Genomic DNA, 14,784 nt, shown 5'->3' with positions numbered 1-14,784 from the left:
CGGTGGGCTCCGGCGCGGGGGTCTCGGCCTCCTGCTCGGTGCTCGGAGCGGCCTCGGGCTCTTCAGCTTCGGCAGCGGCGGCGTTGGCGTCGTCGGAGTCGGACGAGTCCGAACCGCCGTCGGACGAACCGGAGCCGTCACCGATCTTCACCAGGGCGGTGCCGACCTCGACGGTCTCGTCCTCTGGCACGAGGATCTCCTCGACGACGCCGGCGATCGGCGACGGGATCTCGGTGTCGACCTTGTCGGTCGAGACCTCGAGCAGCGGCTCGTCGACCTCGACCCGGTCACCGACGTTCTTCAGCCATCGGGTCACCGTGCCCTCGGTGACGCTCTCGCCGAGCGCCGGGAGGTTGACGGATTCGCTCATCGGGTGGACTCCTCTTCGCGGGGGATTGCAGTGGTTGTTGATGTCATTGTCACAGTGCGCTTGCCGGTGCCGGTCACAGCGCGTGCAGCGGCTTGCCCGCGAGGTGCAGGAACGCCTCGCCGAGGGCTTCGTTCTGGGTCGGGTGGCCGTGCACCAGGGGAGCGATGTCCTCGGGGTAGGCCTCCCAGTTGACGGCGAGCTGGGCTTCACCGATGAGCTCACCGACGCGGGCGCCGATCATGCTGACACCGACGACGGGGCCGTCCACGACGCGCACGACCTTGACGGAGCCGGAGGTCCCGATGATGTGGCTCTTGCCGTTGCCGGCCAGGTTGTACTCGTACGAGTCGACCTTGTCGGCGCCGTACTGCTCCTCGGCCTTGGCCTGCGAGAGTCCGACCGACGCGACCTCGGGGTCGGAGTAGGTGATCTTCGGGATGTTCTTGTCCTCGATGACCACCGGGTTGAGGCCGGCGATCTCCTCGGCGACGAAGATGCCCTGCTGGAAGCCGCGGTGCGCGAGCTGCAGGCCGGGGACGATGTCGCCGACGGCGTAGACGTTGGGGATGTTCGTGGCGAGACGCTCGTTCGTGGTGACGAACCCGCGGTCCATCGTCACGCCGACCTCGTCGTAGCCGACGTTCTGCGTGACCGGGCCACGGCCGACGGCGACGAGCAGGACGTCACCGTCGAAGGTCTTGCCGTCCTCCAGCGTGACGACGACGCCGTTCTCGTGCTGCTCGACGCCCTGGAACCGGACACCGAGCGAGAACTCGATGCCGCGCTTGCGGAACGCACGCTCGAGCTGCTTCGACATCGACTCGTCCTCGGCGGGGACCAGGTGCGGCAGGCCCTCGACGATGGTGACCTCGGCGCCGAAGGACTTCCAGACGCTGGCGAACTCGACGCCGATGACGCCGCCGCCGAGGATGACGACCTTGTTCGGGACGTAGTCCATGCGGAGCGCGGTCTCGGAGGTGATCACGCGGCCGCCGATCTCGAGCCCCGGCAGGGACTTCGAGTAGGAGCCGGTCGCGAGCACGATGTTCTTGCCGGTGACGGTCTGGTCGCCGACCTGCACGGTGTTCTGCGAGGTCAGACGGCCCCAGCCCTCGACCACGGTGATGCCGCGGGCCTTGATCAGACCCTGCAGGCCCTTGTACTTGGAGTTGATGATGCCCTGCTGGTAGTCGATGACCTTGGGCACGTCGACACCGGCGAACTCCGCGACCACGCCGTACTTCTCGGCGTCGCGCGTCGCGTCTGCGACCTCGGCCGCGTGCAGCAGTGCCTTCGTCGGGATGCAGCCGCGGTGCAGGCACGTCCCTCCGAGCTTGTCGCCCTCGATGAGCGCGACGCTCATGCCGAGTTCGGCGGCCCGGAGCGCAGCGGCGTACCCACCACTCCCGCCACCGAGGACAACGACGTCGTAAGTCTGTTCCGTCACCTGGTGCAACTCCCTCGTGCGTGTCGGGCCGATCGGGCCCTACGTGGACACCGCGGAGGGCGGCGTCCGACGGTCGGACCGCGTGGTTCCGGTCCCGTCCCGTGCAGTACCGGTGGGAGGCGCGTCAGTGCGCCGTTCCCACCGGTACCAAACCTACTACTCGGACTGGAGGTCTTCTGCGAGAGCGATGAGCGTCCTGACCATCACACCCGTCGCACCCTTGCCCAACCAGGCGTACCCGCCGCCCTTGTTCTCCGACGGACCCGCGATGTCGAGGTGCGCCCAGGGGACACCCTCGCCCGCGAAGCGCTCGAGGAACTTGCCCGCGAGAAGCATGCCGCCGGCGGGGTTGCCGACCGTGGCGTTGACGATGTCGGCGACGTCGCTGGACAGCCGGGCCTCGAGTTCCTCGGGCAGCGGCATCGGCCAGATCGGCTCGGCGACGCCCTCGGCGACGGCGCGGACCTTCGCGACGAGGTCGTCGCTGCCCATCAGGCCGGTCGTGCGGTCGCCGAGCGCGACGACCTGGGCACCGGTCAGCGTGGCGACGTCGACGAGCGCGTCGGGCTGCTCGAGCGATGCGGCGGCCATCCCGTCGCCGAGCACCAGGCGCCCCTCGGCGTCGGTGTTGGTGACCTCGACCGTGGTGCCGTTCTTGAGCATCAGGACGTCGCCCGGGCGGGTCGCGGTGCCGGAGGGCATGTTCTCGGCGAGGGCGAGCCATGCGGTCACCCGCACGTCGAGGCCCAGGCGGGCGGCGGCGACGGTCGCGGCGAGCACCGTGGCGGCACCGGTCATGTCGGTCTTCATCCCGAGCATCGATGCCGCGGGCTTGAGCGAGAGGCCGCCCGAGTCGAAGGTGATGCCCTTGCCGACCAGGGCGAGGTGCTTCGTCGCGGACTCCGGTGCGTACCGGACGACGACCAGACGCGGAGGCCGGGCGGAACCGCGGCCGACGCCGAGGATGCCGCCGAAGCCCTGCTCCTCGAGCGCCTGCTCGTCGAGGACCTCGACCGTGAGCGGCAGGTCCGAGGCGAACCCGGTCGCGACGTCGGCGACGTCCTGCGGCCCGAGGTCACCGGCGGCGGTGTTCACCAGGTCGCGCACGAGCGACGCGGCGTCGGCGACGATCGCCGGGCGCACCGCGGCGTCGGCGGCGACGTCGGCGGGGGCGACGACCTCGATGCGCTGGTCGCCACGGGCCGGGGCCTTGGTGCCGGTGCCCTTGTGGCGCGTGAAGGCGTACGCGCCGAGCGCCGCGCCCTCGAGGGCGGCTTCGACGAGCTCGGCGGAGTCGGTGGGCAGTGCCAGCGTGATCGAGTCGACGCGGGGGAGCTGTCGGACCGCGCTGCCGGCGGCTGCACGGATCGCGGCGGCGCCCGTGGCGGAGCCGAGGCCGATCAGCGCGACCGACTTCGCCCCGACACCGGAGGCGGGGAGTCGGACGAGCTGGTCCTTCGCGCCGGTGACCCCGATCGCGGCGAGGTCGAGGTCGGCGAGGGCGTCGACCGCTCCCAGGGCGCTGGGCGCGAGGGAAGCGGCACTGTCCGCGTCGCCGGAGGATCCCGGACGGACCCCGACGACGAGGACGTCGGCGGTGGTGGTCTCGGGGGGTGAACTGGTGGTGGAGAGCGTCGGTCGGACCATGCCCCAACCCTACCGACGGCCTGTTCGCTGTCGGCGTCGTCGTCGCGCACCGGGGACGTCGGGGGCCCCGCCTAGCATGGGGACGGTGAACCACCCTGAGGAGCTCTACACGTTCGACGCGGACGCCCCGACCGTCCCGGCGGGGTTGCACCTGGTCGCCGGGCTGACCGGGTTCGCCGATGCCGGTTCCGCCGTCGCACAGGTGACGAACTCGATCCTCGAGGACCTCGACACCGAGCTCGTCGCCGAGTTCGACCCCGACGTGCTGCTCGACTGGCGTGCCCGTCGTCCGGTCATCACCTTCGAGCACGACCACATCAGCGCCGTCGAACCGCCCCGTCTTGCACTGCACCTGGTGCGCGACGAGATCGGCCAGCCGTTCCTGTTCCTGTCGGGCTACGAGCCGGACTTCCAGTGGAACCGCTTCGTCCGCGCCGTCACCGGGCTCGCCGCCGACCTGCAGGTCGCCGACACCACCTGGGTGCAGTCGATCCCGATGCCGGTCCCGCACACCCGTCCGATCAGCCTCACCGTCTCGGGCACCCGGGCCGACCTCGTCGAGCAGATGAGCGTCTGGAAGCCCGAGACCCAGGCACCGGCGAACGTCCTGCACCTGGTCGAGCACCGCCTCGCCGAGACGGGTGCGCAGGTGACGGGGCTCGTGCTGCTCGTGCCGCACTACCTGTCCGACACCGAGTTCCCGGACGCCGCCGTCGCAGCGCTCTCCGGCATCGCCGCCGCGACCGGACTGATCTTCCCGACGGACGCCCTGCGCGAGTCGGGTCGCGAGTTCCTGACGCGCGTCGAGGAGCAGGTGGCCGGCAACGCCGAGCTGCAGCGCCTGGTCTCCGTGCTCGAGGAACGGCACGACACCTACATGGAGGGCAACCCCGTCGCGTCGCCGCTCACCGGCGTCGACGGCGAGGTGCCGACCGCCGACGCGATCGCCGCCGAGCTCGAGCGCTTCCTGGCCGACCGGCGCACCCAGGGCGACGCGACCGACTGACCGTCGCGTCGGATCCGGACGCTCCGACAGGACGGCCTGGAGGCGCGGTGCGGGCCCGCACCGCGCCTCCAGGCCGTTCCGTCGTCACCTGCACGACGTGACCCGCGTTCGCGACGGCTGTCGCGTATCGACGTGGGAACGCGTCGGTAGCCTGGTCCGGTGAACTCCCGTCGTGCCTTCCTGATCTGGGGCGTCGCGGTCCTCGCGTACGTCCTCGCCGTCGTGCAACGGTCCTCGCTCGGAGTGTCCGGCGTCGACGCGCAGGACCGGTTCGCCGTCTCGGCGGCCGTCCTGTCGACGCTCGCCGTGGTGCAGATCGCCGTCTACGCGGGGCTGCAGATCCCGGTGGGGATCGCGCTCGACCGCGTCGGACCGCGCAGGCTCGTGCTCCTCGGTGCCGCACTGCTGGTCGTCGGACAGGCGATCGTCGCGGTGTCGCCCTCGATCGGGCCGGCCATCGCTGGGCGGGTGCTGGTCGGGGCCGGTGACGCGATGACCTTCATCTCGGTGATCCGCCTGGTACCGATGTGGTTCAGCGGCCGGATCCTGCCGCAGATCTCGCAGTGGACGGGCAACCTCGGGCAGATCGGCCAGGTCCTGTCGGCGTTCCCGTTCGCCGTGCTCCTGCACTCGGTGGGGTGGACCCCGGCGTTCGGCGTCGCTGCCGCGGCCAGCGCGGTCGGTCTGGTGCTCGCCGCCGTGTTCGTCCGGAACGGTCCGGTGCCGGTGCGGACCGACACGATCCCGCTGCCGCACTCGTGGGGTGCCGCGTTCAGCACCTTCGGGCACGCGCTCCGGCGCCCCGGCACACAGCTCGGGTTCTGGTCGCACTACGTCACGCAGTCCTCGGGCACGGTGTTCTCGCTGCTGTGGGGCGTCCCGATGCTCCGGGGACTCGGGTACTCCCCGGGCGAGGCGGCGGGCTTCCTCACGATCATCGTGGTGGTCGGGTTCGTCGCCGGTCCGGTGCTCGGCGTGCTCTGCGCACGGTTCCCGATGCGCCGGTCGAACCTGGTGCTCGGCGTGGTCGTGCTGCTCGCGGTGCTCTGGACGGCGATCCTGCTCTGGCCCGGGCACCCGCCGACCTGGCTGCTCGTGCTGCTCGTCGTCGCGATGGGCATCGGCGGACCCGGTTCGCTCATCGGCTTCGACTTCGCCCGGACCTTCAACCCGGTCGGCTCGCTCGGCTCGGCGAACGGTGTGGTGAACGTCGGCGGGTTCCTCGCGGCGTTCGTGATGATGTACCTGATCGGCGTCGTCCTCGACGTGGCGGCGCGGGCATCGGGCACCACGGTGTTCGCCTGGGAGAACTTCCGGATCGCCCTCACGGTGCAGTACGTCGTGGTCGGGTTCGGCGTCGGGATGCTCCTGCACGCCCGCCGCCGGACCCGTCGGGTGCTGCACTCGGAAGAGGGAATACGCGTCGGACCACTCTGGGTTGCACTCGTTGCACGCCTGCGGAGGCGGCACGTGCAATAATGATCACGGACCCGTTCGGGACCCCTGTCTGTCGGAGCACTTCGGTGCGCCGGTGAACTCGGGGGACTTGACATGGGTCCTAGTGCTGCCCGGAACGGTAGGACTCGTACGACGCGGGGGACTGCGGCGCGGGACCTGGGCGGCGAGGGAAGCCACGACCCCACGAACGTGGCACGACGAGAGAGGTGATCGCATGGCTGCCCGGAGCACGACGATCGATCCCACGAAGGACACCGAGCCCGAGGGCGCTGTGGCAGAGGACGCCACCGCCACCGAGGGCACCGCAGCGCCGAAGAAGCGCGCCACGAAGGCCCCCGCCACGAAGGCCCCTGCCAAGAAGGCGCCTGCCAAGAAGGCAGCACCCAAGGCGAAGAAGACCGACGCCGTCGACGAGGCCATCGCCTCGGACGAGCCGGTCGAGGAGCCGACCGACGAGGCCGACGACACCGACGACAAGACGGCCAAGCCGGACGCCGCTGCCGCGGTCGCCGCCGGTGCGCTCGTCATCTCGCAGACCGACGACGACGAGGCACCGGTCTACTCCACGACCATCACGGGTGCCACCGCCGACCCGGTGAAGGACTACCTCAAGCAGATCGGCAAGGTCGCCCTGCTCAACGCCGAGCAGGAGGTCGAGCTCGCGATGCGCATCGAGGCCGGCCTGTTCGCCGAGGACAAGCTGCAGCACTCGACGGGGCTGTCGAAGCCCGCCGAGCGTGAGCTGCGCTGGGTTGCCCGTGACGGTCAGCGTGCGAAGTCGCACCTGCTCGGCGCGAACCTCCGTCTGGTCGTCTCGCTGGCCAAGCGCTACACCGGTCGCGGCATGCAGTTCCTGGACCTCATCCAGGAAGGCAACCTGGGCCTGATCCGTGCGGTCGAGAAGTTCGACTACACCAAGGGCTTCAAGTTCTCGACGTACGCGACCTGGTGGATCCGTCAGGCCATCACCCGCGCCATGGCCGACCAGGCCCGCACCATCCGCATCCCGGTGCACATGGTCGAGGTCATCAACAAGCTCGCCCGCGTGCAGCGCCAGATGCTGCAGGACCTCGGTCGCGAACCCACTCCGGAAGAGCTCGCACGCGAGCTCGACATGACCCCGGAGAAGGTCGTCGAGGTGCAGAAGTACGGTCGCGAGCCGATCTCGCTGCACACGCCCCTGGGTGAGGACGGCGACTCCGAGTTCGGTGACCTCATCGAGGACACCGAGGCGGTCGTGCCGGCCGACGCGGTGGGCTTCACGATGCTGCAGAAGCAGCTCGAGAGCCTGCTCGACTCCCTGTCCGAGCGCGAGGCGGGCGTCATCCGCATGCGCTTCGGCCTGGGCGACGGCCAGCCGAAGACCCTCGACCAGATCGGTGACACGTTCGGCGTGACGCGCGAGCGCATCCGTCAGATCGAGTCCAAGACGATGGCGAAGCTCCGCCACCCGTCGCGGTCGCAGTCGCTGCGCGACTACCTCGAGTAAGCCGGCATGCGCTTCTTCATCCCGATCCTGATCGGGCGGATCCTCCGTGCCCTCGCCCGTGCGCGGGGCGGTGGATCCGCCTACCCGGGGTTCATCGTCCTGAAGCTCGTGCCGGACTTCCTGCAGCACGTGACGAAGCAGTTCCCGAACGGCGTCGTCTTCGTGCTCGGTTCGAACGGCAAGTCGACGACGACGCACATGATCTCCGACATCGTCCGGGCCCACGGGCTCCGTGTCTTCACGAACCCGTCGGGCGCGAACCTGCCGCAGGGCATCGCGTCGGCCCTGCTGTCCGAGGTCTCGCTGACCGGACGTCTCAAGGCGGACATCGGCATCCTCGAGGTCGACGAGGCCTTCGCGGTGGAGCTCGCCGGCATCCTGTCGCCCTCGACGGTGACGATGCTCAACGTGCAGGTCGACCAGCTGTACCGGTTCTTCGAGACCGAGCGTGTGGCGACGATGATGCTCGACACCGCCGCACTGTCGACGGCGAACGTCATCACGAACCACGACGACCAGTTCCTCGACGGCTACAGCGGCACCCCGGGGCAGCGCGTCCTGCGGTTCGGTGCGAGCGACGAGGTCATCGCCGCAGCGCCGAACGGCCTGCAGAACGCTGACTCGTTCGACGCCGGTGACCGTGCCCAGCACACCGCCGACGCCGAGGTCGTGGCCCACACGGGCGACGGCGCGACGATCCGCTTCGACGGCGCCGAGATCCCGGTCCGTCTGCCCGCCCGCGGCCTGCACTACGCGGTCGACGCCGCCGCGGCCACCGCGACGGCGAGTGCGGCCCTCGGTGCGCAGTTCCGCGCCGACGCCGTGACGAAGGCCTTCGGCACGATGAAGCCGGCCTACGGCCGTGGCGAGCGGCTCCCCATCGCGGGCGAGTCCGCCGAGTTCACGATGTTCAAGAACGCCGCGAGCCTGCAGCTCAACCTCGACGCCCTGCCGGACCAGCCCGAGCAGGTCCTCATGGCGATCGACGAGGGCACGCCGGACATCTCCTGGATCTACGACATCGACTTCTCGAAGCTCGACCACGTGGACGTCGTCTCCGGCGACAAGGCGTGGCAGATCGCGATCGCGCTCGAGCATGCCGGTGTCCGCATCGGCCGGGTCGAGCCCGACGTCGAGGCTGCCATCAAGCACATGGAGCAGCTCGGTTCGACGACCCGTGGGACGAAGAACTTCATCGTCAACTACGAGATCATGATGATCGCCCGCAAGGCCCTCGGCCACCCGGACATGGAGAAGACCGCATGACGGCCGACCGGCTGACCATCCTGCACGTCTACCCCCGGCAGATGGGTGTCTCGGGCGACCGCGGCAACGTCGCGGCCCTGGTGCGCCGTGCGGCCGCCGCGGACATCGAAACGCAGGTGCTGGAGTACGCGCCCGGCGACGACCTGCCGACCACGGCGGACGTCGTCGTGATCGGCAACGGACCGCTCAGCGCCATGCGCTCCCTGGGCGACGACGTCGCACGCATCGGTGGAACGCTCCGTGCGTTCGCGGCCGATGGCGTGCCGGTCATCGCCGTCGGCGGCGGCTTCGACCTCGCGACGAACGAGGTCGTGCCGACCGAGGGCGCGCCGCTCGCCGGATTCGGTGTGTTCGACGCCCGTGCCGTGCGCGGTGCCGAGCGCCGCGTGAACTACTTCGTGCTCGAGACCCGGTACCCGCTGCTCCCCGGAGCGCCGAAGCGTCTCGCCGGCTTCGAGGACCACGCCACCCGCATCGAGCTCGCAGCCGGCGTGACGCCCTTCGCCGACGTCGTCTCCGGCGGCGGCAACCAGGCCGGCTCGCCGGTCGAGGGCGCGATCGTCGGGAACTCCTTCGGCACGCACACCCAGGGTCCGGTCCTGCCGCTCAACCCGCAGCTGACCGACGGTGTCCTCGCTGCAGCCACTGCACGGCTGGGCCGCGAGTACGCGCCGAACGCGGAGCAGACGGCGACCATCGACCGCTACGCACGTGAAGCGCGCGCCACGGTCGACCGGTACGTCGACAAGGCGTTCAAGCGCATCGCCTGACGCACGAAGCAGAAAGCCGGGTCCCGACGGGACCCGGCCCTCTTCGTGTCCGCGCGTTCTGAGCCGGGCTGCAGACGGACAGGAGGCGCGGTGCCAGCTGGCACCGCGCCTCCTGTCCGTCTGCAGGTCGCGACTACTTCGACTCGTAGAGTCGGCTGCTCTCGTCGTGCCACTCGATGGCGGTCGCCGCGAGCTTGTCCTTGAACTCGGCGCCGTGGTGGGCGCAGAAGTAGAGCTCGCCGCTCGACATGGTGGCTCGGATGTAGGCCTGCGCCCCGCAGCTGTCGCAACGGTCGGCGGCGGTCAGCTGGTGGTTGCTGACTTCGTCGATGGAGGGGTCCTGCACGGTCTGGGTCATTGCTGTGCTCCTCACGGATCGCAGGTGGTGCCGGGTGGTTGCACCATTTCAACACGTGATGCCTGGGAGCGACGCATTGTCGCGGCCTGTTTCGCTCAGCGCGGATCGGATGGCCCCAGTGCGAGTGTCCACACGGTGCTGTCGGTGCCGCTCGGTAAACTCCGACGGTGAGCTCCGACTACTCCGCACGCCATCTCTCCGTCCTCGAAGGGCTCGAGGCGGTCCGGAAGCGGCCGGGCATGTACATCGGGTCGACGGACTCCCGCGGCCTCATGCACTGCCTGTGGGAGATCATCGACAACTCGGTCGACGAAGCCCTGGCGGGACACGGTGACGAGATCGGCGTCGTGCTGCACGCCGACGGCTCCGTCGAGGTCCGCGACACCGCCCGCGGCATCCCCGTCGACGTCGAACCGAAGACCGGCCTGACCGGGGTCGAGGTCGTGTTCACCAAGCTGCACGCCGGTGGCAAGTTCGGCTCCGGGTCGTACGCGGCCTCGGGCGGGCTGCACGGCGTCGGGGCCTCGGTCGTGAACGCCCTGTCGGAGCGTCTCGACGTCGAGGTCGACCGTGGCGGCAAGACCTACGCCATGTCGTTCCACCGTGGTGAGCCCGGCATCTTCGACGACAGCAAGGGCATCGGCCCGGACGCCCCGTTCGCGCCCTTCACGTCGGGCAGTGAACTGCGTGTGGTGGGCAAGGTCAAGAAGGGCGTCACCGGTTCCCGGATCCGGTACTGGGCGGACCGCCAGATCTTCACCGCCGACGCCCGGTTCAGCACCGACGACCTGGTCACCCGTGCACGCCAGACTGCGTTCCTCGTGCCCGGGCTCGGCATCACCATCACCGACGAGCGCGCTGCGTCGATCGACGCCGCTGCCGCCCGTGCCGAGGCGACGGGCACCACCGTGGCTGCCGGCCCGGTGGTCGAGCGGTTCCGGTACGAGGGCGGGATCGGCGAGTTCGTCGAGCACCTCGCCGTCGACAGCCCCCTGACCGACGTCTGGCGTGTGCAGGGCACCGGGACCTTCACCGAGACCGTGCCGATGCTCGACGACAAGGGCCACATGGTCTCCACCTCGGTCGAGCGCGAGTGCGAGGTCGACCTGGCACTCCGCTGGGGCAGTGGCTACGAGACCGTGTTCCGCAGCTTCGTCAACATCATCGCGACGCCGAAGGGCGGCACCCACCAGGCTGGGTTCGAGTCCGGTGTCGTGAAGGCCGTCCGCGCCCAGGTCGAGGCGAACGCCCGCAAGCTCAAGGTCGGGCAGGACAAGCTCGACAAGGACGACGTCCTCGCCGGCATGACCGCCGTGCTGACCGTGCGGTTGCCCGAGCCACAGTTCGAGGGGCAGACGAAGGAGATCCTCGGCACCCCGGCGGTCCGCAAGATCGTCGACCAGGTGGTGTCGAAGCGCATCACCGAGATCCTGACCTCGACGCAGCGTACCGAGAAGGCGCAGTCGGCCGCCCTGCTCGAGAAGGTCGTGTCCGAGATGAAGACCCGCATCTCGGCGCGGGCGCACAAGGAGACCCAGCGGCGCAAGAACGCGCTCGAGAACTCCTCGCTGCCGACGAAGCTCGCGGACTGCCGCTCGCAGGAGACCGAGGGCACCGAGCTCTTCATCGTCGAGGGCGACTCGGCCCTGGGCACCGCGAAGCTCGCGCGCAACAGCGAGTACCAGGCGCTGCTGCCGATCCGCGGCAAGATCCTCAACGTGCAGAAGGCGTCCGTGTCGGACATGCTCTCGAACGTCGAGTGCGCGTCGATCATCCAGGTCATCGGTGCCGGTTCGGGTCGGACGTTCGACATCGACCAGGCCCGCTACGGCAAGATCATCATCATGTCCGACGCCGACGTCGACGGCGCCCACATCCGCACACTGCTGCTGACGCTGTTCTTCCGGTACATGCGGCCGATGATCGAGCAGGGCCGGGTCTTCGCCGCCGTGCCGCCGCTGCACCGGGTCGTCGTGGTGAACCGCGGCAAGCCGAACGACACGCTGTACACGTACTCCGAACAGGAGCTGCAGACGGTGTTGAAGAAGCTCGAGAAGACGGGCAAGAAGTACCAGGAGCCGATCCAGCGGTACAAGGGTCTCGGCGAGATGGACGCGGACCAGCTGGCGGAGACCACGATGGACCGTGCGCACCGAACCCTGCGCCGGGTGAACGTGACCCATGCCGAGGGCGCTGCGAAGGTGTTCGAGCTCCTGATGGGCAACGACGTGGCGCCGCGCAAGGAGTTCATCCTGGCCGGCGAGGGCCTCGACCGCGACCGCATCGACGCGTAGCGGCGCGGCGGCAGCCCGAGTCTCGGTGCCGCCAGAGCGACACCGTGCCGCCACCGTGCGCGGTCCGTGCTGCCGAAGCGACAGTCTCCCGCGAACCGTTCGCGGGACACTGTCGCTCTCGCGAGCAAGCGAGCGCGCGCAGCGGACGGACGGACGGCCGGCGCCCGCCTACGCCTCGCCGGCGGTGCCGTCGAGCGTCGCGGCGCTGCCGCCGATCGAGCCGATGACGGCCTCGAGCGGTGCGCCCGACCCGTCACGCTTCGACAGCCAGTCGGGCAGGGTGCGGGCGGCGCCGTCGGTGCCGACAGCGTGCGGCGGCGCGATGCCCGCCCAGCCGACGGTGAGCCCGTCCTCGCCCTTCAGGAACGCGTGCGCCCGGACACCCTGGGTCGCGCGGCCCTTCGCCGGGAACTCCGACAGCGCGGAGACCTTGGCGCGGCCGGCGTCGGTACCGGGCAGCGCGGTCGAGGTCGTGGACACCGTGGCGACCACGGCGTCGTCGGAGCGTGCGACGGACCCGAACCAGATCACGGCGGCGCCGTCGGCCAGGGCCATGCCGGCCACTCCACCGGCGGGCAGCCCCTGCGCCCGGACGACGGACGCCGGGAACCGCAGCAGCTGCGCGTTCGAGCTGATGAACACCAGGTCGTCGGACTCCGGGGCCTGGGCGGCACCGACCACCGCGTCTCCGGGCTTCAGGCCGATGGCGACGAACTCGGGCTTGTCCGGCCAGGCGCCTGGGACGACGCGCTTCACGACGCCGTGCGCGGTACCGATCGCCAGCGAGTCCGACGATGCCCCACCGAGGTCGACGAGCGCGACGACCGTCTCGCCCTTGGTGAGCGCCAGGAAGTCGGTGACCCGGACGCCGGCGTCGAGCCGGACCGCTGCGGGCGGCACGGCGGGGACGTCGACGGGGGAGAGCCGCAGGACCCGCCCGGTGGAGGTCAGGGCGCCGAGCTGCCCGCGGACTGTGCTCACCACGGCGGAGCGGACGGCGTCGTGCTTCGAGCGCTTCGGCACGCGGACGATGCCGAGTTCCGACGTCGGGATGTCGACGCGGATGAGCCGCCCGGTGGTCGAGAGCAGCACGCGGCAGGGGGAGTCGGCGATCTGCAGGGACTCCGGGTCGACCGCGGCTTTCCGACCGCCCTTGACCGGGGCGTCCGCCTCGGTGAGCAGGGTGCGGCGCGGGGTCGCGAACTTGTCGGAGACCTCGGTCAGCTCGAGGGCGACCTGCGCGCGGAGCCGTTCGTCGGACGCCAGCAGTTCTTCGAGGGCGGCGATGTCGGCGAGCAGCTGGTCACGCTCGGCCTCGAGCTCCATCCGCGAGAACTTCGTCAGGCGACGCAGGCGCAGCTCGAGGATGTACTCGGCCTGCACCTCGGACAGGTCGAAGACGTCGCGCAGGCGGTTGCGCGCCGCCTCGGAGTCGTCGGACGTGCGGATGACCTGGATGACCTCGTCGATGTCGAGGATCGCGATGAGCAGACCCTCGACCAGGTGCAGCCGTTCCTTGCGACGTGCCAGGCGGTACTGCGACCGGCGTGTGACGACGTCGAGCCGGTGCTGCACGTAGACGTCGAGGAGCTCGCGCAGCCCGAGGGTGCGGGGTGACCCGCCGACCAGGGCGACGTTGTTGATGCCGAAGCCGTCCTCGAGCGGGGTGTGCTTGTAGAGCTGCTCGAGCACGGCGGTGGGGTTGAAGCCGCTCTTGATGCCGATGACGAGCCGGAGCCCGTGGTTGCGGTCGGTCAGGTCGTTGACGTCCGAGATGCCGACGAGCTTCTTGGACTGGACGCCGTCCTTGATCTTCTCGATGACGCGCTCGGGGCCGACCAGGTAGGGCAGCTCGGTGACGACGAGGCCGACCTTGCGCGGGGTGAGGTTCTCGACGCTCACCTTGGCTCGGGTGCGGAACGAACCGCGGCCGGTGGCGTAGGCGTCGCGGACCCCGGAGAGCCCGACGATGGTGCCGCCGGACGGCAGGTCAGGCCCGGGCACGAACTCCATGAGCTCTTCGAGGGTGGCCTGCGGGTTCATGAGCAGGTGCTTCGCGGCCTCGACGACCTCGCCCAGGTTGTGCGGTGCCATGTTCGTCGCCATGCCCACCGCGATGCCGGAGGCACCGTTGACGAGCAGGTTCGGGAACGCCGCCGGCAGCACGCCGGGCTGCATGATCTGGTTGTCGTAGTTCGGGACGAAGTCGACGACGTCCTCGCCCAGGCCCTCGGTCATCGCCATCGACGGTTCGGCGAGCCGTGCCTCGGTGTAGCGGGCTGCAGCGGGACCGTCGTCGAGTGAGCCGAAGTTGCCGTGGCCGTCGACGAGCGGCACGCGCATCGTGAACGGCTGGGCCATCCGGACCAGGGCGTCGTAGATCGCGCCGTCGCCGTGCGGGTGCAGCTTGCCCATCACCTCGCCGGTGACGCGGGCGCTCTTGACGTGTCCGCGGTCGGGGCGCAGCCCCATCTCGGCCATCTGGTACAGGATCCGGCGCTGCACCGGCTTCAGGCCGTCGCGGGCGTCGGGCAGTGCCCGCGAGTAGATGACGGAGTACGCGTACTCGAGGAAGGAACCCTGCATCTCCTCGGAGACGTCGACGTCCTCGATGCGCTCACCGTCGGGCAGGCCGACTACATCCGTGCGTGCCATGGCACCTTTCTGGAAGACCAGAGT

The 14,784-nt window shown here is 70.0% G+C and carries 11 protein-coding genes; 6 read left to right on the top strand and 5 right to left on the bottom strand.

Annotation, left to right across the window (positions count from 1 at the left end; translation table 11 throughout):
• The 3 genes from BOSE127_RS04830 to BOSE127_RS04820 form a co-directional block, all read right to left on the bottom strand.
• A partial coding sequence (locus tag BOSE127_RS04830) for a biotin/lipoyl-containing protein (protein WP_328698927.1) occupies window positions 1–370 on the bottom strand: 370 nt, incomplete at its 3' end.
• Window positions 371–443: 73 nt separating this feature from the next.
• Window positions 444–1,817: a dihydrolipoyl dehydrogenase gene (gene lpdA / locus BOSE127_RS04825; RefSeq protein WP_017886086.1), complete on the bottom strand. Its 1,374-nt coding sequence runs from the start codon at window positions 1,815–1,817 to the stop codon at window positions 444–446.
• 156 nt (window positions 1,818–1,973) lie between these two features.
• A complete protein-coding gene (locus BOSE127_RS04820) occupies window positions 1,974–3,464 on the bottom strand; it encodes a leucyl aminopeptidase (protein WP_159556386.1) in 1,491 nt (496 codons plus the stop codon).
• Between the two features lie 76 nt (window positions 3,465–3,540).
• On the opposite strand from BOSE127_RS04820, the gene BOSE127_RS04815 reads away from it, so the two are divergent.
• The 5 genes from BOSE127_RS04815 to BOSE127_RS04795 all read left to right on the top strand — a co-directional run bounded on the left by BOSE127_RS04815 (window position 3,541) and on the right by BOSE127_RS04795 (window position 9,453).
• The gene (locus tag BOSE127_RS04815) at window positions 3,541–4,470 is read left to right on the top strand and encodes a proteasome assembly chaperone family protein (protein ID WP_042537031.1); all 930 of its coding nucleotides are present in this window, start codon (window positions 3,541–3,543) and stop codon (window positions 4,468–4,470) included.
• Between the two features lie 159 nt (window positions 4,471–4,629).
• Window positions 4,630–5,949: an MFS transporter gene (locus tag BOSE127_RS04810; RefSeq protein WP_042537033.1), complete on the top strand. Its 1,320-nt coding sequence runs from the start codon at window positions 4,630–4,632 to the stop codon at window positions 5,947–5,949.
• A 193-nt stretch (window positions 5,950–6,142) separates the two neighbouring features.
• Complete coding sequence (locus BOSE127_RS04805; protein ID WP_017886090.1) at window positions 6,143–7,417, top strand: RNA polymerase sigma factor; 1,275 nt, start codon at window positions 6,143–6,145, stop codon at window positions 7,415–7,417.
• 6 nt (window positions 7,418–7,423) lie between these two features.
• Window positions 7,424–8,683 carry a MurT ligase domain-containing protein gene (locus BOSE127_RS04800; RefSeq protein ID WP_017886091.1) on the top strand — a complete coding sequence of 420 codons (1,260 nt, stop codon included), beginning with the start codon at window positions 7,424–7,426 and terminating at the stop codon, window positions 8,681–8,683.
• Window positions 8,680–9,453 carry a type 1 glutamine amidotransferase gene (locus BOSE127_RS04795; RefSeq protein WP_159556384.1) on the top strand — a complete coding sequence of 258 codons (774 nt, stop codon included), beginning with the start codon at window positions 8,680–8,682 and terminating at the stop codon, window positions 9,451–9,453. The genes BOSE127_RS04800 and BOSE127_RS04795 overlap by 4 nt, the downstream gene beginning before the upstream one ends.
• A gap of 133 nt (window positions 9,454–9,586) precedes the next feature.
• On the opposite strand, the gene BOSE127_RS04790 is transcribed toward BOSE127_RS04795, so the two are convergent.
• On the bottom strand, window positions 9,587–9,811 hold the full coding sequence (locus BOSE127_RS04790; protein ID WP_017886093.1) for a DUF7455 domain-containing protein: 225 nt from the start codon (window positions 9,809–9,811) through the stop codon (window positions 9,587–9,589).
• Between the two features lie 167 nt (window positions 9,812–9,978).
• On the opposite strand from BOSE127_RS04790, the gene BOSE127_RS04785 reads away from it, so the two are divergent.
• Window positions 9,979–12,105: a DNA gyrase/topoisomerase IV subunit B gene (locus BOSE127_RS04785; RefSeq protein WP_071244557.1), complete on the top strand. Its 2,127-nt coding sequence runs from the start codon at window positions 9,979–9,981 to the stop codon at window positions 12,103–12,105.
• Between the two features lie 168 nt (window positions 12,106–12,273).
• On the opposite strand, the gene BOSE127_RS04780 is transcribed toward BOSE127_RS04785, so the two are convergent.
• Window positions 12,274–14,760, bottom strand: coding sequence for a DNA gyrase/topoisomerase IV subunit A (locus BOSE127_RS04780; protein WP_056068470.1), 2,487 nt, complete (start codon window positions 14,758–14,760; stop codon window positions 12,274–12,276).
• Window positions 14,761–14,784: the final 24 nt, after the last annotated feature.

Source organism: Curtobacterium sp. 8I-2 (assembly GCF_902506155.1).
Classification (GTDB): domain Bacteria; phylum Actinomycetota; class Actinomycetes; order Actinomycetales; family Microbacteriaceae; genus Curtobacterium; species Curtobacterium poinsettiae.
This window is presented reverse-complemented; position numbering and strand designations above follow the sequence as displayed.

Bases quoted from the DNA above. Each gene is read 5' to 3' on its own strand.
- BOSE127_RS04780 (WP_056068470.1), bottom strand. From the start codon at position 14,760: ATGGCACGCACGGATGTAGTCGGCCTGCCCGACGGTGAGCGCATCGAG.
- BOSE127_RS04795 (WP_159556384.1), top strand. From the start codon at position 8,680: ATGACGGCCGACCGGCTGACCATCCTGCACGTCTACCCCCGGCAGATG.
- BOSE127_RS04790 (WP_017886093.1), bottom strand. From the start codon at position 9,811: ATGACCCAGACCGTGCAGGACCCCTCCATCGACGAAGTCAGCAACCAC.
- BOSE127_RS04805 (WP_017886090.1), top strand. From the start codon at position 6,143: ATGGCTGCCCGGAGCACGACGATCGATCCCACGAAGGACACCGAGCCC.
- BOSE127_RS04820 (WP_159556386.1), bottom strand. From the start codon at position 3,464: ATGGTCCGACCGACGCTCTCCACCACCAGTTCACCCCCCGAGACCACC.
- BOSE127_RS04800 (WP_017886091.1), top strand. From the start codon at position 7,424: ATGCGCTTCTTCATCCCGATCCTGATCGGGCGGATCCTCCGTGCCCTC.
- BOSE127_RS04815 (WP_042537031.1), top strand. From the start codon at position 3,541: ATGGGGACGGTGAACCACCCTGAGGAGCTCTACACGTTCGACGCGGAC.